At 61.3% G+C, this 15,531-nt stretch carries 18 protein-coding genes; 15 read left to right on the top strand and 3 right to left on the bottom strand.

Annotated elements, in window-relative coordinates:
* Positions 1 to 7: 7 nt before the first annotated feature.
* The 4 genes from RHP72_RS04105 to RHP72_RS04120 are packed head-to-tail and all read left to right on the top strand — an operon-like array spanning position 8 to position 3,191.
* Positions 8 to 910: an acetaldehyde dehydrogenase (acetylating) gene (locus RHP72_RS04105; protein WP_311094373.1), complete on the top strand. Its 903-nt coding sequence runs from the start codon at positions 8 to 10 to the stop codon at positions 908 to 910.
* On the top strand, positions 907 to 1,950 hold the full coding sequence (gene dmpG, locus RHP72_RS04110) for a 4-hydroxy-2-oxovalerate aldolase (RefSeq protein WP_007734084.1): 1,044 nt from the start codon (positions 907 to 909) through the stop codon (positions 1,948 to 1,950). Before RHP72_RS04105 ends, dmpG begins: the two co-directional genes overlap by 4 nt.
* Positions 1,951 to 1,953: 3 nt before the next feature.
* Complete coding sequence (locus tag RHP72_RS04115) at positions 1,954 to 2,706, top strand: SDR family NAD(P)-dependent oxidoreductase (protein ID WP_019746895.1); 753 nt, start codon at positions 1,954 to 1,956, stop codon at positions 2,704 to 2,706.
* Positions 2,703 to 3,191, top strand: coding sequence for a VOC family protein (locus RHP72_RS04120; RefSeq protein ID WP_064112422.1), 489 nt, complete (start codon positions 2,703 to 2,705; stop codon positions 3,189 to 3,191). Before RHP72_RS04115 ends, RHP72_RS04120 begins: the two co-directional genes overlap by 4 nt.
* Here the strand turns inward: RHP72_RS04120 and RHP72_RS04125 are convergent.
* Positions 3,178 to 4,785, bottom strand: a complete 1,608-nt coding sequence (locus RHP72_RS04125) for an FAD-dependent monooxygenase (protein ID WP_311094842.1) — start codon at positions 4,783 to 4,785, stop codon at positions 3,178 to 3,180. The two genes, RHP72_RS04120 and RHP72_RS04125, sit on opposite strands and share 14 nt — an antisense overlap.
* Positions 4,786 to 4,925: 140 nt before the next feature.
* On the opposite strand from RHP72_RS04125, the gene RHP72_RS04130 reads away from it, so the two are divergent.
* From RHP72_RS04130 to RHP72_RS04160, 7 genes are all read left to right on the top strand, one after another.
* Complete coding sequence (locus tag RHP72_RS04130) at positions 4,926 to 5,402, top strand: HIT family protein (protein ID WP_007734089.1); 477 nt, start codon at positions 4,926 to 4,928, stop codon at positions 5,400 to 5,402.
* 171 nt (positions 5,403 to 5,573) lie between these two features.
* A complete protein-coding gene (locus RHP72_RS04135; protein WP_003945652.1) occupies positions 5,574 to 6,749 on the top strand; it encodes an alkane 1-monooxygenase in 1,176 nt (391 codons plus the stop codon).
* Complete coding sequence (locus RHP72_RS04140) at positions 6,746 to 6,916, top strand: rubredoxin (RefSeq protein ID WP_007734092.1); 171 nt, start codon at positions 6,746 to 6,748, stop codon at positions 6,914 to 6,916. Before RHP72_RS04135 ends, RHP72_RS04140 begins: the two co-directional genes overlap by 4 nt.
* Before the next feature lie 30 nt (positions 6,917 to 6,946).
* Positions 6,947 to 7,138 carry a rubredoxin gene (locus RHP72_RS04145; protein ID WP_050655879.1) on the top strand — a complete coding sequence of 64 codons (192 nt, stop codon included), beginning with the start codon at positions 6,947 to 6,949 and terminating at the stop codon, positions 7,136 to 7,138.
* Entirely contained in the window at positions 7,138 to 8,394 is a 1,257-nt protein-coding gene (locus RHP72_RS04150; protein ID WP_050655880.1) for an NAD(P)/FAD-dependent oxidoreductase, read from the top strand. The genes RHP72_RS04145 and RHP72_RS04150 overlap by 1 nt, the downstream gene beginning before the upstream one ends.
* 74 nt (positions 8,395 to 8,468) lie before the next feature.
* Positions 8,469 to 9,095, top strand: coding sequence for a TetR/AcrR family transcriptional regulator (locus RHP72_RS04155; RefSeq protein ID WP_007734097.1), 627 nt, complete (start codon positions 8,469 to 8,471; stop codon positions 9,093 to 9,095).
* Between the two features lie 197 nt (positions 9,096 to 9,292).
* Positions 9,293 to 10,126, top strand: a complete 834-nt coding sequence (locus RHP72_RS04160) for a hypothetical protein (RefSeq protein ID WP_054188050.1) — start codon at positions 9,293 to 9,295, stop codon at positions 10,124 to 10,126.
* A gap of 70 nt (positions 10,127 to 10,196) precedes the next feature.
* Here the strand turns inward: RHP72_RS04160 and RHP72_RS04165 are convergent, their stop codons facing one another.
* Together RHP72_RS04165 and RHP72_RS04170 are read right to left on the bottom strand one after the other, a co-directional pair.
* Positions 10,197 to 10,568: a hypothetical protein gene (locus RHP72_RS04165; protein WP_003945499.1), complete on the bottom strand. Its 372-nt coding sequence runs from the start codon at positions 10,566 to 10,568 to the stop codon at positions 10,197 to 10,199.
* A gap of 2 nt (positions 10,569 to 10,570) precedes the next feature.
* Positions 10,571 to 11,731 (bottom strand): Rieske 2Fe-2S domain-containing protein, encoded by a 1,161-nt coding sequence (locus RHP72_RS04170; RefSeq protein ID WP_003945847.1) that lies wholly within the window; start codon positions 11,729 to 11,731, stop codon positions 10,571 to 10,573.
* Positions 11,732 to 11,926: 195 nt separating this feature from the next.
* On the opposite strand from RHP72_RS04170, the gene hsaA reads away from it, so the two are divergent.
* The 4 genes from hsaA to hsaB are packed head-to-tail and all read left to right on the top strand — an operon-like array spanning position 11,927 to position 15,474.
* Positions 11,927 to 13,102, top strand: a complete 1,176-nt coding sequence (gene hsaA / locus RHP72_RS04175; protein ID WP_039973406.1) for a 3-hydroxy-9,10-secoandrosta-1,3,5(10)-triene-9,17-dione monooxygenase oxygenase subunit — start codon at positions 11,927 to 11,929, stop codon at positions 13,100 to 13,102.
* Between the two features lie 10 nt (positions 13,103 to 13,112).
* The gene (hsaD, locus tag RHP72_RS04180; RefSeq protein ID WP_003945808.1) at positions 13,113 to 13,991 is read left to right on the top strand and encodes a 4,5:9,10-diseco-3-hydroxy-5,9,17-trioxoandrosta-1(10),2-diene-4-oate hydrolase; all 879 of its coding nucleotides are present in this window, start codon (positions 13,113 to 13,115) and stop codon (positions 13,989 to 13,991) included.
* Positions 13,991 to 14,893 carry an iron-dependent extradiol dioxygenase HsaC gene (hsaC, locus tag RHP72_RS04185; RefSeq protein WP_003945585.1) on the top strand — a complete coding sequence of 301 codons (903 nt, stop codon included), beginning with the start codon at positions 13,991 to 13,993 and terminating at the stop codon, positions 14,891 to 14,893. The genes hsaD and hsaC overlap by 1 nt, the downstream gene beginning before the upstream one ends.
* The gene (hsaB, locus tag RHP72_RS04190) at positions 14,890 to 15,474 is read left to right on the top strand and encodes a 3-hydroxy-9,10-secoandrosta-1,3,5(10)-triene-9,17-dione monooxygenase reductase subunit (RefSeq protein ID WP_003945677.1); all 585 of its coding nucleotides are present in this window, start codon (positions 14,890 to 14,892) and stop codon (positions 15,472 to 15,474) included. The genes hsaC and hsaB overlap by 4 nt, the downstream gene beginning before the upstream one ends.
* The last annotated feature ends 57 nt before the right edge of the window (positions 15,475 to 15,531 follow it).

Below are 15,531 nucleotides of genomic sequence, written 5' to 3' on the forward strand. Positions count from 1 at the left end.
AGTAGTCATGACCAAGGCAAGTGTGGCGATCGTCGGATCGGGAAACATCAGTACCGATCTGTTGTACAAACTGCAGCGTTCCGAGTGGCTCGAACCGCGATGGATGATCGGAATCGATCCCGAGAGTGAAGGATTGGCGCGCGCCCGCAAGATGGGACTCGAGACCTCCGCCGAGGGCGTCGACTGGTTGCTCAGCCAGGCGGAGAAACCGGACCTGGTCTTCGAGGCGACGTCGGCATACGTGCACCGCGAGGCAGCACCACGCTACGACGCCGCCGGTATCCGTGCCGTCGACCTGACTCCGGCCGCGGTCGGCCCGGCTGTGGTTCCGCCCGCGAACCTGCGTGAGCACCTGGACGCACCCAACGTCAACATGATCACTTGCGGTGGGCAGGCAACCATTCCGATCGTCTACGCGGTGTCGCGTGTCGTCGACGTGGCGTACGCCGAGATCGTCGCCTCCGTTGCATCATTGTCCGCCGGCCCGGGAACTCGCGCGAACATCGATGAGTTCACCAAGACCACCAGCCGCGGTATCGAGACCATCGGCGGCGCACAGCGCGGCAAGGCGATCATCATCCTCAACCCCGCGGACCCGCCGATGATCATGCGCGACACAATCTTCTGCGCTATCCCCGAAGACGCCGACCAGGCCGCGATCACCGACTCCATTCACCGCGTCGTCAAGGACATCCAGCAGTACGTGCCCGGCTACCGGTTGCTCAACGAACCGCAGTTCGACAAACCGAGCGTCGTTTCCGGTGGCTATGCAACGGTCACCACGTTCGTCGAGGTCGAAGGCGCAGGCGATTTCCTACCGCCGTACGCGGGCAACCTCGACATCATGACGGCAGCAGCCACCAAGGTGGGCGAGGAAATCGCCCAGAAGCTTCTGAGTGTGAAGGCATGAGCGACATGATTCATTTCGATTCGAGCTGGGACATCCGCGTCACCGACACATCGCTGCGCGACGGCTCCCACCACAAGCGTCATCAGTTCACCGTCGACGAAGTACGAGCCATCGTCGGTGCCCTCGACGGAGCCGGAGTGCCGGTCATCGAGGTCACTCACGGCGACGGTCTCGGCGGATCCTCCTTCAATTACGGCTTCTCGAAGACTCCCGAGCAGGAACTCATCAAAGCTGCCGTCGAGACGGCGACAAACGCGAAGATCGCCTTCCTGATGCTGCCCGGACTGGGCATCAAGGACGACATCGTCATCGCGCAGGACAACGGTGCGTCCATCTGCCGTATCGCAACTCACTGCACCGAGGCCGACGTATCCATCCAGCACTTCGGCCTCGCGCGTGAGCGTGGACTCGAAACAGTCGGATTCCTCATGATGGCTCACTCGATTCCGCCGGAGAAGCTGGCCAAGCAGGCTCGCATCATGGCCGACGCGGGTTGCCAGTGTGTGTACGTGGTCGACTCGGCCGGCGCGCTGGTACTCGAGCAGGTATCCGATCGCGTCGAGGCGCTGGTTCAGGAACTCGGCAACGACGCTCAGGTCGGCTTCCACGGCCACGAGAACCTGGGCCTGGGCGTCGCCAATTCCATTGCGGCAGTTCGTGCGGGAGCCAAGCAGATCGACGGTAGTACCCGTCGGTTCGGTGCCGGCGCCGGCAACGCCCCGGTCGAGGCCTTCGTCGGTGTTTGCGACAAGATCGGCGTCAAGACCGGTATCGACTTCTTCGCCATCGCCGATGCAGCCGAAGATGTTGTGCGCCCGGCAATGCCGCAGGAATGCCTGCTCGATCGTCAAGCACTGATGATGGGCTACGCCGGCGTGTACTCGAGCTTCCTCAAGCATGCCGAGCGTCAGGCCGAGCGGTACGGAGTGTCGTCCGCGGAACTGTTGGTGCGCGCAGGTAAGCGCAAGTTGGTCGGCGGACAGGAAGATCAGTTGATCGACATTGCGCTGGAACTCCAGCGCGAAGCAGCGGCTTCCTAGCCCATGGCAGACGTACTGGCCGGAAAAGTGGCCTTGGTAACCGGCGCGTCCTCAGGGTTGGGGCGCGCCGTCACCGAGATTCTCCACCGCAGGGGCGCACAGGTTTTCGGTATCGCCCGCGACAAGGAAAAGCTGCGACAGTCGATGGTCGAGGTGGTTGGCGCGGATGGAGAGCGTCGTTTCGCGGCGACGGACGTCTCGGATTCCGCTCAGTGTGATGCGGCCGTGCAGGCGTGCGTCGACGAACTCGGTGGTATCGACATCCTCGTCAACGTGGCGGGATCGCACTCGCTTCGTCATACGGCGGATATTGCGGATTCCGAATGGGCACATGACCTTGCGGTCAATCTGAACGGACCGTTCTTCCTTTCCCGAGCAGCGCTGCCGCACTTGCTGGAACGGGGCGGCAACATCGTCAACGTCTCCTCGATCGCGGGGCTGGAAGGGCAGGCGTACTCGGCTGGATACTGCGCTGCCAAGCACGGACTCATCGGACTGACCCGAGCGATGGCGATGGAGTTCACCGGAAAGTCTCTGCGTGTCAACGCAATCTGCCCCGGCGGCATGATGACTCCTCAAGTCACCGGATTCACCTTCCCCGACGGAGTCGACTTCGACCTCGTCATGAAGGTTGCCTCGCCGCGTGGCTTGATGGAAGCCGAGGACGTTGCGAAGATGGTGGCTTTCGTTGCCTCCGACGACGCCTCGGCGATACACGGGGCCGTCTACTCGGTGGACAACGGAAAAATGGCATGACCCCGTTGGTCTCGGGACCGATCTTCCAAATCTGCTGGGTGGTCGAGGACATCGAGGCCGCCGAACAGGAGTTCACTCGGCAGTGGGGAGTGGAGCGATGGCTACGTATGCCAGACATCGCCTTTGGTCCCGAGACCACAACGTATCGAGGTGAGCCCGCGGACTATGTCGTTCACGTGTCGATCGGATATGCGGGCAGCCAACAGCTCGAGTTGATCCAACCAGTGTCCGGACGCAACCTGTACACGGAGTTCCTGGAGACTCACGGCGTCGGAGTTCATCACATGGCTTGGGTTCCTGACGATTACGAGGCGACGTTGCTCGAGGCCGAGCGTCGCGGAATGTCGGTGGTGCAACAAGGTCGGGTAGAGGGCGCCGGCATGGAGTTCTCCTACCTCGATGCCGGGCCGTTGGGTGGATACGTCGAGTTGATGAAGCTCTCGCCCGAGATTCGGTTGATGTTCGCTTCGCTCATTCCTGATTGACGGCAAACACTTTCGTGAAGTAATCGGAAATGTTCTCCGGGTGACCACGGAATCCGAGGTAGCCGTCGGGGCGAATGACCAGCGCCGCCGTACCTTCGACCCCATACGCGGCGCACAGTTGCGAGGCGTTGTCCTCGATGATCGGCACCAGCGAGTCGACGGTCACGGTTCCCGGTGGCACTATCGCGTAGACGTCCAGCAAGCCGTGCGCTGATCGAATTGCGGCGTCGGCGACCTTCTCCAAGCTGTTGATGCTCTCCGCGGATCCGTCCGAAGTCAGCAGTAACGTGTGGTCGAATCCGGACAGCAAGTCGAACAACCGAATTGGATACTGCACACCGTCTCGGCGCATTCCGCGTGCATCGGGTGCACGCTCGCCCGGTTGAACGTGTGGACTCGAAGAATTACGCCCGGTGTTCAGCGGACTCTCCGAGTAGTCGATCAACAATTGAGCCTGGCGCCGCATTGCCGTGTCGATGGAGGACTCTCCCGAACCGATTCCTTCTCGAGCATTTCGGACCGTCATCCCGACGACTTCTTCACCGACCGGCCGCCTTTCGGCGTCGTAGGTCTCGAGAAGATCCGCTTTCGCAACACCTTTGACGGCGAGCGCTATCTTCCACGCAAGATTGTGGGCGTCCTGGATCCCGGTGTTCATGCCCTGCGCGCCAGTCGGGGGATGGATGTGCGCGGCGTCGCCGGCGACAAAAACCCGTCCGCGGCTGTAAGCGTCGACGATGCGGTGGCTGATGCGGAAGACCGAGGACCATCGCAGCATCGAGGCGGTTGTCGGTTCTGGGGACAGTCTGTCGAGCACGGCCTGGATGTGATGGAGTTCAGGTGTCTTGCCGGTTGAAAAACCGTGTTGTACAGCGGCTTTGTTCGACGATTCGTCCGGCATCAACTCGTCCGGAACGAGCATCGACATGCGGTACCGCTTGTGTCCGGGAAGTGGGATGCAGACGAGTAGATCGTCGGTGGTTCCGTCGTCGCTGGTGTGGTTGGCGCGGACGGAGTAGCCGCTGGGTATCGACCAGTCGACTTCGACGTCGCCGAGCATGTAGCTCTCGGCAAACGCGCCGCCCTCGAAGCTCAGGCCCAGCCCTTTGCGGACCACGCTGTGCGCGCCGTCGGAACCCACCAGGTACCGGGCTGTCACAGTGCTGCCGTCGCTGAGGGTGCAGGTGACGGCGTCGTCGGATTGTTCGAATGCAGTGAGGCCGACTCCGCGTTCGACGGTTGTTCCCAACTCGGTGAGGCGCTCGGTGAGGATGCGCTCCGTCGAGTACTGAGGCAGACAGAGAAACCAGTAAGGAACGTCCTCGGGGAGGGTGAGGTCGACGCGGCCGACCTCGACGCCGTTCGTGTACATGATCTGACCGCGCATCAATGTCGAGGCGTCGAGTGCCTGGCGGAGCACCCCCATGTTCTCGAAGAGTTCGAGAGTGCGTGGCTGAATCCCGACGGCTTTCGCGTATTGCCGCGGTTCGTCGAGCGGGTCGACTATTCGACAGGAGATACCGCGTCTGCGCAGCTCGATCGCGGTGGTCAAGCCGATCGGGCCGGCGCCCGCTACCAATACGTCGGTATCCATGAGGACCCACTCACGTCGGGGACAGTCGGTCATTTCAGTATGGGTAAGCGAACTTTCGTTTTGGGGAAATTCGCGCAGATCGGGCATTTTGGGGCTTTCCGCACGGGTTGCAGACGTTGAGGTCGTGGGAAGATCGCGACGTGAAGGCAGGCGAGTTGCATCATGAGCCGCCGGGGTACCGGTGCCCGTTCTGTCGCTTCGCGCTGGGCGAGTTCGACGAGCACAACTCGTCGACCGACCTGGTTGCTCGAACCGACCACGCAATCGCTCGGATTTCCCCGAAGTGGTGGCCGGGCAACCCCGGCCACGTACTTGTGTCGCCGATCGAGCACTTCGAGAATCTCTACACTTTGCCCACGAGCGTCGGGCACTCGGTTTTCGACCTGGTTCAGGCCGTGGCTGTTGCAATTCGTGAAGCCTACGGCTGCGACGGCGTCTCGACCCGGCAGCACAACGAACCGGCGGGCAACCAGGACGTCTGGCACCACCACGTCCACGTATTTCCGCGATACGAGGACGACCACCTGTATTCCCGGCATGGCGAGGCGGCCTACGTTCCGCCTGAGGCGCGAGCGCCTTTCGGCGCACTTTTGCGCCCTCGATTCCTTGAACGCTGATCTGCCGCCACATCCAAGTGATGTACAAATCTGCGTGTTTGTAAAACTTTTACCCCAAAAATCGTTGACAAAACGCCATCATTTGTCCACTCTCTATACATAGATGTTGTTCGTGTCGCGGATTACCGCGCAGGACGCACTCACTGATCCGAACGAGAACTGGAGAATTCGATGGCGGCGTTGGTGTACACCGAGCCAGATGGTCGGCTCGCAACTTGGAGAGACCGGAAACGCTACTTGTGGCTGTTGGCGCTGATTCCGTCATCGGCAACTTTCATCGCCGTGGGGCTTGTTACCGCCACCGGATGGAATGTCTTCTGGTGGACCGGCCCACTGATCGCGTTTGCTCTCATTCCCGTCATCGACATCCTGGCGGGTGAGGACGGGAAGAATCCGCCCGACGAGGTGATCGACGAACTCGAGAACGACCGCTTCTACCGGTGGTGCACCTACGCCTATCTGCCGCTGCAGTACACGGCCTTCTTCCTGTCCTGCTACATCTGGGCGCGTTGGGATTTGAGCGTTCTCTCCAATATCGGACTCGCAGTGACGATCGGTGTGACGGCCGGAATCGGCATCAACACAGCCCACGAACTCGGGCACAAGAAGGAGAGCGTCGAGCGCTGGTTGTCCAAAATCGTTCTCGCACAAAGTGCTTACGGTCACTTCTACCTCGAACACAACCGTGGCCACCATGTGCGAGTGTCGACTCCGGAAGATCCGGCGACCTCGCGCTTCGGTGAGACCCTCTACGGTTTCTGGCCGCGCAGCGTCGGCGGGGGATTGAAGTCGGCGTGGCATCTCGAGAAGACCCGCTTCGAGCGTTTGGGCACCACGCACTGGAGCATCAAGAACGACGTGCTCAACGCCTGGCTCATGTCGGTTGTTCTGTTCGGTGTCGCGCTTGCAGTGTTCGGGATCGGCATCGCGCCGTACCTCGTGATCCAGGCGTTCATCGGGTTTTCGCTGCTCGAAGCGATCAACTACCTCGAGCACTACGGACTCCTACGTCAGAAAACCGCAAGCGGACGGTACGAGCGATGCACGCCGGCACACAGCTGGAACAGTGATCGCATCTGCACTAACGTCTTCCTTTATCACTTGCAGCGGCACAGCGATCATCATGCGAATCCGACACGTCGTTACCAGGCGCTTCGCAGTATGGAAGAGGCCCCTCAGCTCCCGAGCGGCTACGCCAGCATGATTATGCTCGCAACAGTCCCGCCCCTGTGGCGCAAGGTGATGGACCACCGCGTTCTCGAGCACTACCGAGGTGACATCACCCAGGTCAACATCGCGCCGAAGAAGCGGGCCAAGATCCTCGCAGCCTACGGGGTGAATGCATGAACGCCTACATCTGCCCGATCTGCGACTACACGTACACCGAATCGACAGGTGCTGCGCGAGAGGGCTTTCCGCCCGGTACGCCGTGGTCGAGTATCCCGGACGACTGGTGCTGCCCCGACTGCGGCGTCCGCGAGAAGGTCGACTTCACGCTCGTCACGCAATCCTGATCGAACTACCCACCGGTGAAAGGGAAACCGATGTCCGAGACTGCCACTGCTTACAAATTGTTCCGCTGCCTCCAGTGCGGGTTCGAGTACGACGAAGCGATCGGCTGGCCCGACGACGGTATCGAGCCGGGTACTCGCTGGGACGAGATTCCCGAAGACTGGTCTTGCCCTGATTGTGGTGCCGCCAAAGTCGATTTCGAAATGGTGGAGGTGAACCGCTGATGACAGCGGTCAGCGAGCCCGACACACGCACCGTCGTGATCGTGGGCACGGGCATCGCCGGTTCCGGTGCCGCGCAGGCCCTGCGCAAGGAAGGGTTCGGCGGCAGCATCATCCTGATCGGCAGCGAACCTGAGGAGCCGTACCGCCGCCCGGCGCTGTCGAAGGAGCTACTGTCCGGGAAAGCGTCGATCGATCGGGCTCGGTTGCGGCCGTCGACTTTCTGGACCGAGCAGGGTATCGATCTTCGGATCGGCGCAACTGTCACGAGTATCGACACAGATTCCCGCACAGTACTTTTAGCCGACGGTGACAGCATCGACTACGACGTTCTGATTCTTGCCACGGGTGGACGGTCCCGACGGTTGGAGAACGAAGATTCCGAGCGCGTTCACTATCTTCGGGATATCGCAGACATGCGACGCTTGCAATCCCAGCTGATCGAAGGATCCTCGCTACTGGTGGTCGGCGGTGGCTTGATCGGATCGGAGGTGGCGTCAACGGCACGCGACTTGGGTTGCAGTGTGCAGGTTCTCGAAGCGCAACCGGTGCCCCTGTCCAGGCTGCTTCCACCGTCGATAGCGGAGAAGATCGCCGCGCTGCACGCCTCGGCGGGCGTCGCCTTGCAGACGGGAGTCGACCTCGAGACGCTCACGACGGGTGCCGACGGCGTCACCGCACGTGCGCGTGACGGACGCGAGTGGACAGCGGAGTTGGCCGTCGTCGCAATCGGATCCTTGCCCGATACCGATGTGGCTGCTGCTGCGGGTATTGCGGTGGACAACGGGATTTCGGTAGACGGATACCTCAGGACGTCTGTCGATAATGTGTACGCGATCGGCGATGTGGCCAACGTGCCCAACGGTTTTCTCGGCGGCATGCACCGTGGTGAGCACTGGAACACTGCGCAGGACCACGCAGTTGCAGTTGCCAAGACCATCGTCGGGAAGGAAGAACCCTTCGAATCCGTCCCTTGGAGTTGGTCGAACCAATTCGGCCGCAACATTCAAGTAGCGGGTTGGCCAGGCGCGGACGACACCGTGATTGTTCGAGGAGACTTGGACTCCTATGACTTCACTGCGATCTGCATGCGCGACGGAAATATCGTCGGTGCTGTGAGCGTGGGCCGGCCGAAGGACATTCGTGCCGTCCGAACCCTTATCGAACGCTCCCCGGACATCAGCGCCGACGTACTCGCCGATACAAACAGGGATCTGACCGAACTTGCGGCGGGTCTTGTCGCCTCACCGGTGCTCTGAGTGCACTCGTGACTTCTGTGGCTTGCGTGTCCACCGTTTTGACACCGAGCACGGGCGATGGAAATCTTCCCGATATGTCCACCGCTCGTGCCCGTGTCCCGTACCACGAGGCAGCTCGTCAACTCCTCCGTGCGTCAGCGCTCGACGCCACACGCGAACTCTTGACCGAGAAATCGTGGAACGACATCACGATGGCGCATATCGCGGAAGCTGCGGGTATGAGCCGGCAGACGTTGTACAAGGAGTTCACGTCTCGCCAGGGATTGGCGTCCGGATACCTCATCCGGTTTGTCGACGAGTTTCTCGAAGAAGTGGAACGCGAAGTAACGCTGCATCATTCGGATCCGCGTGGCGCGGTCTCGGCTGCATTTCGTGCCTTCTTCGACGCCGGTGCCCGGGATCCGATGGTGGTCAGCATTGTCGGTCCCCGGCCGCAGCACGACCTGCTGAGCTTGGTCACCACTGACGGGACTCCGCTGCTCGAACATGCGAGCGCGAGGTTGGCCGAGATCTTCATGACCAGTTGGGCGAACGTCGACCGCATCCATGCCGAGATGTTCGGCAGCACGATAGTGCGTCTGGCGATCAGTCACGTGACGTTGTCTTTCGGTACCCCCGATCAGATCGCCGAGAACCTGGGGGAGATGTTCGGGCCGTTCCTCGATCAGGTCATCGGTTCGGGCACAGTCGAACCGAACTGAGCCGACAGGATCGATACGGTTTCCGGGCTAGGGCGGAAGTTCGATCGAGCGTGATCGCCGTAGTTCTTTGGTGGGAAATATCGTCGTTATGTGTGAATCCGCGTCTCACTTCTCGGTAGCGTGCCGGGCGTAGATCGAGGTGCGATCCGCAGGGGGTGGCTCTCGTGAATTTCCGTCAACGGTGGAGGAATTCGAAGATGAAGAGCCGCAACAAATCTCGAGTGATGTCGACAGTCGCGCTAGTTGCAACATTTGTCATGGCCGGTGCAGGTGTGGCACTTGCCGACGAATCATCGTCAGGGTCTTCCGGCAGCGGATCGCTCGGTTCCTCCGGTGCGGCAGCGGTTGATCCGTTGACCTTCGACGGTTGGGGCACGTGCCCGATCGAGGATCTCGAGGTGACGACGTGCGCCAGCGTCGTAGTTCGCGGAGGGACCATGAAATTGGGCGCACTTTCGGTGCCGATCCCGGACGGAAGCCTCAAGGTTGCGGGCGGAGTGAAATACGCGACCCAGCCGGACAACAGTTTCATCGAGACGTTCGTCGCCAAGCAGGACGGGTCCAACGGGGTCTATTCCAATCCGATTTCGGTACCCGGAGGTGCTCTCGGGATCGATACTCCGCTGGGACTGACTCAGATCAGCGCGACGGTGGAATCGGTGGGAGTCCCGGATCTGAAGGTTCTCGAGCAGGAACTCACCATGCCTGTTCGATTGAAACTGTCTAATCCCTTGCTCGGTGACGATTGCTACATCGGTTCGGTTTCGAATCCGATCAACCTTCACCTGACCACAACCGGAAACCCTCCGTCGGAACCTATCGGTGAGTTCCCCGGTGCAGTGTTCCCGGCAGTCCCACATTCGGATGCGGTGTTTGCGGCGCCGGGAGCCAGCGGGTGTGGACCGCTGGGTGCGCTCAACTGGGCCGTGAATCTACGCGGGGGAGTGCCGGCGGCCAGCGGAAAGAACTCTCTCACCACGTCGAGCGACGTCTACGCGGTGGCTGCACGAAAGGTGCGACCGCCTGCCTGACGGACACGCGGGCGCTGGAACGTAAAACGAGGGCCGACCCGTGGGTCGGCCCTCGTTCTACACAATCAGGTCAGCTGACCTCGGGATCACGCACCGTGATGGTGCCGTCCCTAACCGCGTCGGCGATGCTGTCGTGCAGTTTCGGGCATCCGTCTTTCAATGCCGACGACTGCCCGGAAGCAATTGCCTCTTTGAAGGTGTGGCAACGCAGCGCCGGGTCGGAAGTCCACTGAACGCTGGTGTGTTTGTACGTGTTCTTGCGAACCAGTACGCACGCGCCGCATGCCTTGCAGTCGACTTCCTGCAGACCCGAGTCGAGGTATTCGTGCTTGTCCTCGATCGTCTGGGCCGCGATCGCCTCGAGCCGTTCCGTTTGCCCGGCAAAGTCCGGTGCCTTGGCCCAACGAGCCCACCGTGCGTCGGTTCCGATCGAGGCGCTCACGACTAGACCTCTGCTTCCTTCTTTGCCGCTTCTGCTGCAGCTTCCTTCTCGGCCTTCTGGCGTGCGAGGTTTTCCTCGACCTCGGCGTGCCAGGCTTCGTTTGCCTTGGTGGTGTCCACCTCGAACTCGAAGCGCTGCGTCATCTTCTCGGTGACGTCGGCCTTGTCCACGTAGAACTGCTCGTACCAGCGTCGTAGCTGGTAGACGGGGCCGTCTTCTTCGCAGAGAAGGGGATTCTCGATCTTGGTCTTGTTCTTCCAGATCGCGACGTCCTGCAGGAATCCCTCGCTGATGCCCTCGGTGAACTTGCCGGCCAACTTGTCGGCCATCTCGTCGGAGACACCCGTCGGCTTCTTCACCGTCACGCCCCACTGCAGCACGAACGAGTCCGGGCTGATCGGGTAGTGGCAGTTGATCAGAACACTCTCGACCTCGTATCCGCTGTAGCTGTTCCACAGGGGATTGACCATGTACGACGGTCCGTAATACGCAGCTTCGGAGCGAAGCAGCGTGTCGCCGCCGTACTGGGAGGCCATTCCGATGTCGGGACGGCCCGTGGTGTTGAGGTACTGAGTGGCGATCTCACCTTCGAAGACGTTCTTGAAGTACGTCGGGAAGGCGTAGTGGATGTAGTAGAAGTGCGCCATGTCGACCACGTTGTCGATGATCTCGCGGCAGTTGGACCCCTCGATGACCATGGAGTTCCAGGTCCAGTCGGTCCATTCGTCGCTGTACGCGCCCTCGATACGAGGAATCACGATCTCTTCGGGCGGCGGATTGCCCTCGGGGTCGTTCCAGACGAAGAGCTGACCGTTCTGCTCGAGGGTCGTCCACGCGCGGGTGCGTGCGAGCGGAGGCACGCGGCGGGCATAAGGAATGCCGGTGCACTTGCCGTTGCCGCCCCAGCGCCAGTCGTGGAAGGGGCAGGCGATGGAATCGCCCTTGACCTCGCCTTGTGTGAGGTCACCACCCATATGACGGCAGTATCCGTCGAGAACTTTGATGTCGCCCTTGCTGTCGGCGAACACCACGAGCTTCGTACCGAAAGCCTCGATCGCGTGCGGTTTGCCGTCCTTGAAGGTCTTCAGTAGACCCAGGCAGTGCCAACCGCGGGCGAAACGAGTTTGCACCGTTCCGACGTCGATCTCGCGAATCTGCGCCATTGTGACCTCACATCCCTTCTAGCTGTTAGTAGAACACGTTATAGAACTCGATCCGGTTCCGCCAGATTTTGGGGGCACTTGTTACAGCATTGCGGCCACAAACGGGACCTTTGTCAGCGTCTCGACAGAAAAGAGAACGTGTTCTAGTCTCAAGTGTAAGTGAACCAACCGATCGAGGAAGACGGGAGCGTCGAAGTGGGTAACCATGACAGCCACGAGGTGATGCAGAGGCTCGACGCACTACTGCCGGCACTGCGCGAGCGCGCACAGGAGACCGAGGATCTGCGTCGTATCCCCGACGAGTCCATCAAGGCTCTCCAGGAAACAGGCTTCTTCCGCTTGCTGCAGCCGAAGCAGTGGGGCGGATACGAAGCCGATCCGGTGCTGTTCTACTCCGCGGTCAAGAAGATCGCCAGCGCGTGTGGTTCCACAGGGTGGGTCTCCTCGATCATCGGGGTACACAACTGGCACCTCGCCCTCTTCTCTCAGCAGGCGCAGGAAGACGTGTGGGGCAACGACACTGACGTTCGCATCTCGTCCTCTTACGCCCCGATGGGTATGGGTGAAGTAGTCGAGGGCGGATACAAGGTCAACGGTGCGTGGGCGTGGTCCTCGGGTTGTGACCACGCCAGCTGGGCCGTTCTCGGTGGTCCGGTGTTCAAAGACGGCCGCGCGGTCGATTTCGTGAGCTACCTGATTCCTCGCGAGGACTACCAGATCGACGACGTGTGGAATGTGGTCGGCCTGCGTGGAACCGGCTCCAATACCGTTGTGGTCAAGGATGTTTTTGTTCCCAAGCATCGCGTGCTGAGCTTCCGGGCGATGAGCGAACTGACCGCCCCGGGCCTCGAGAACAACACCGCGCCGGTCTACAAGATGCCGTGGGGAACCATTCACCCCACCACGATCTCGGCACCGATCGTCGGAATGGCTTACGGAGCTTACGAAGCGCACGTCGAGCACCAGGGCAAGCGTGTTCGCGCTGCGTTCGCCGGCGAGAAGTCGAAGGACGATCCGTTTGCCAAGGTGCGCATCGCCGAGGCATCCAGCGACATCGACGCCGCGTGGCGTCAGCTCTCCGGCAACGTCGCCGACGAGTACGCGTTGATCCTTGCGGGCGAAGAGGTTCCGATGGAACTGCGGCTGCGCGCTCGACGTGACCAGGTGCGCGCCACGGGCCGCGCGATCGCCTCGATCGACAAGCTCTTCGAGAACTCCGGCGCCACGGCGCTGCAGAACGGCACTCCTATTCAGCGTTTCTGGCGCGATGCTCACGCTGGTCGCGTCCACGCCGCCAACGATCCCGAACGCGCGTACGTCATGTTCGGAACCGGCGAATTCGGTCTGCCGATCACCGACACGATGGTCTAGAGGAGGCTCAGTGACAACCACCGAAGAAGCCCTCACCTACGAGTCCACTTCACGGTTCGCGCAAGTGCGCCCCGATCTGAAACTGCACTTCCACGAGGCGGGCGTCGGAAACGACAAGACCATCGTGCTGCTGCACGGCGGTGGCCCAGGCGCGTCGTCGTGGTCTAACTTCGCCCGCAACATTCCGGTGTTGGCGAAGAGCTTTCACGTCATCGCGGTCGATCAGCCCGGTTACGGGCAGTCCGACAAGCCGACGGAGCATCCGCAGTACTTCGTTCACAGTGCGTCGGCGCTCAACGATCTCCTGGACACGCTCGAGATCACCGGTCGCGTTGATCTGCTGGGCAATTCGCTCGGTGGTGGCGCTGCTGTTCGCTTTGCGCTCGACTACCCGGACCGTGCGGGTCGCCTCGTTCTGATGGGCCCCGGCGGTCTGAGTGTCAACCTGTTTGCGCCGGACCCCACCGAGGGCGTCAAGAACCTCGGAAAGTTCAGCTACCAGCCCACCCGAGAAAACCTCGAAGCATTCCTGCGGATCATGGTCTTCGATCAGAAGCTGATCACGCCGGAACTCGTCGACGAACGTTTTGCTGCCGCCAGCACTCCCGAGTCGCTGGCTGCGGCCAAGGCGATGGGTAAGTCCTTCTCCAGCGGTGACTTCGAGCTCGGCATGCTCTGGCGCGAGGCGTACAAGCTTCGTCAGCGTGTGTTGCTGATCTGGGGCCGTGAGGATCGGGTCAACCCTCTCGACGGCGCACTGGTCGCGCTCAAGATGATCCCGCGCGCGCAGCTCCACGTCTTCGGCGGTTGCGGTCACTGGGCGCAGCTCGAGAAGTTCGACGAATTCAACCGGCTCGCAACCGACTTCCTGCTCGACGGAGGTAAATGATGGGTATTCGATCTCTGGCGTACATGCGCATCGGGGCCACCGACATGGCTGCGTGGCGCGAATACGGACTCAAGATCCTCGGAATGATCGAGGGCAAGGGCGTCGACGCGGAATCGCTGTATCTGCGTATGGACGACTTCCCGGCGCGTCTTGTCATCGTTCCGAACGACACGGACCGTCTGCTCGTCTCGGGTTGGGAAACCGCGAATGCCGCTGAGCTGCAGGATATCCGTGACAGGTTGTCGGCAGCCGGTGTTCCGTTCAAGGAAGGCACGGCGGAGCAGCTCAAGGACCGTCGCGTCGTCGAGATGATCGCGTTCGAGGACACCTCGGGCAACTCCCTCGAGGTGTTCCACGGAGCTGCTCTCGAACACCGCCGGATCGTGAGCCCGTACGGGCACAGGTTCGTGACGGGTGAGCAGGGGCTCGGCCACGTCGTGCTCACCACCGACGATGACGATGCTTCGCTGCGGTTCTACCGCGACGTACTCGGATTCAAGCTTCGCGATTCGATGCGTCTGCCTCCGCAGATGGTCGGCCGGCCCGCGGACGGCGACCCGGCGTGGCTGAGGTTCCTCGGCTGCAACCCGCGTCACCACAGCTTGGCGTTCCTGCCGTTGCCCAACCCGACGGGCATCGTGCACCTGATGCTCGAAGTGGAGAACTCCGACGACGTCGGACTGTGCCTCGACCGGGCACTGCGCAAGAAGGTCAAGATGTCGGCGACTCTCGGTCGCCACGTCAACGACGAGATGCTCTCGTTCTACATGAAGACTCCAGGCGGGTTCGACATCGAATTCGGTTGTGAGGGGCTAGAGGTCGAGGACGAAAACTGGATCGCGAGGGAAAGCACGGCCGTGAGCCTGTGGGGTCACGACTTCACGGTGGGAATGAAGCCGTGAGTTCGCCCGACGCGTCGGTGAGTGCGGAGCAGGCGATCGATCCACGCCAGTTCCGCACGGTTCTCGGGCAATTCTGCACGGGCATCACCATCATCACGACAGTCGACGACGGTGAGCCTGTCGGGTTCGCATGTCAGTCTTTCGCGGCCCTGTCACTCGACCCGCCTTTGGTGTTGTTCTGCCCCACCAAGGGTTCTCGGTCGTGGGCGGCAATCGAGCGGACCGGTAAGTTCGCCGTCAACGTGTTGGCGGAGGAACAGCAGGCGGTGTGTGCTCGTTTCGGGTCACGTGAGCCGGACAAGTTCGCGGGCATCGATTGGACGCCATCGCCTCTGGGCTCGCCGATCATCGACAAGTCCCTTGCACACATCGACTGCACGGTGGAAACCGTCCACGACGGCGGCGATCACTACGTCGTCTTCGGTCGGGTGTCGTCGATGAGTGAGATCAAGACCGAACGCCCGCTGCTCTTCTATCGCGGGCAGTACACGGGCATCGAGCCGGACAAGACTGTTCCGGCTACCTGGCGTGACGATCTGGAAGCGTTCCTGACGACCACGACAGAAGATACCTGGCTGTAGGGGGCAAGCCCCCTGTGCGCCTTTTTGGTAGTGGTAACTACCAAAAAGGCGCACAGG

This window comes from Rhodococcus sp. SG20037, assembly GCF_031763325.1.
Lineage (GTDB): Bacteria > Actinomycetota > Actinomycetes > Mycobacteriales > Mycobacteriaceae > Rhodococcus_F > Rhodococcus_F qingshengii.

Coding starts and splice junctions, on each gene's coding strand:
- RHP72_RS04135 (WP_003945652.1), top strand. CDS start 5,574: ATGGCGGCGTTGGTGTACACCGAGCCAGATGGTCGGCTCGCAACTTGG.
- RHP72_RS04105 (WP_311094373.1), top strand. CDS start 8: ATGACCAAGGCAAGTGTGGCGATCGTCGGATCGGGAAACATCAGTACC.
- RHP72_RS04150 (WP_050655880.1), top strand. CDS start 7,138: ATGACAGCGGTCAGCGAGCCCGACACACGCACCGTCGTGATCGTGGGC.
- RHP72_RS04115 (WP_019746895.1), top strand. CDS start 1,954: ATGGCAGACGTACTGGCCGGAAAAGTGGCCTTGGTAACCGGCGCGTCC.
- RHP72_RS04145 (WP_050655879.1), top strand. CDS start 6,947: ATGTCCGAGACTGCCACTGCTTACAAATTGTTCCGCTGCCTCCAGTGC.
- RHP72_RS04155 (WP_007734097.1), top strand. CDS start 8,469: ATGTCCACCGCTCGTGCCCGTGTCCCGTACCACGAGGCAGCTCGTCAA.
- hsaC (WP_003945585.1), top strand. CDS start 13,991: ATGGGTATTCGATCTCTGGCGTACATGCGCATCGGGGCCACCGACATG.
- RHP72_RS04160 (WP_054188050.1), top strand. CDS start 9,293: ATGAAGAGCCGCAACAAATCTCGAGTGATGTCGACAGTCGCGCTAGTT.
- dmpG (WP_007734084.1), top strand. CDS start 907: ATGAGCGACATGATTCATTTCGATTCGAGCTGGGACATCCGCGTCACC.
- RHP72_RS04170 (WP_003945847.1), bottom strand. CDS start 11,731: ATGGCGCAGATTCGCGAGATCGACGTCGGAACGGTGCAAACTCGTTTC.
- RHP72_RS04120 (WP_064112422.1), top strand. CDS start 2,703: ATGACCCCGTTGGTCTCGGGACCGATCTTCCAAATCTGCTGGGTGGTC.
- RHP72_RS04125 (WP_311094842.1), bottom strand. CDS start 4,785: ATGGATACCGACGTATTGGTAGCGGGCGCCGGCCCGATCGGCTTGACC.
- RHP72_RS04140 (WP_007734092.1), top strand. CDS start 6,746: ATGAACGCCTACATCTGCCCGATCTGCGACTACACGTACACCGAATCG.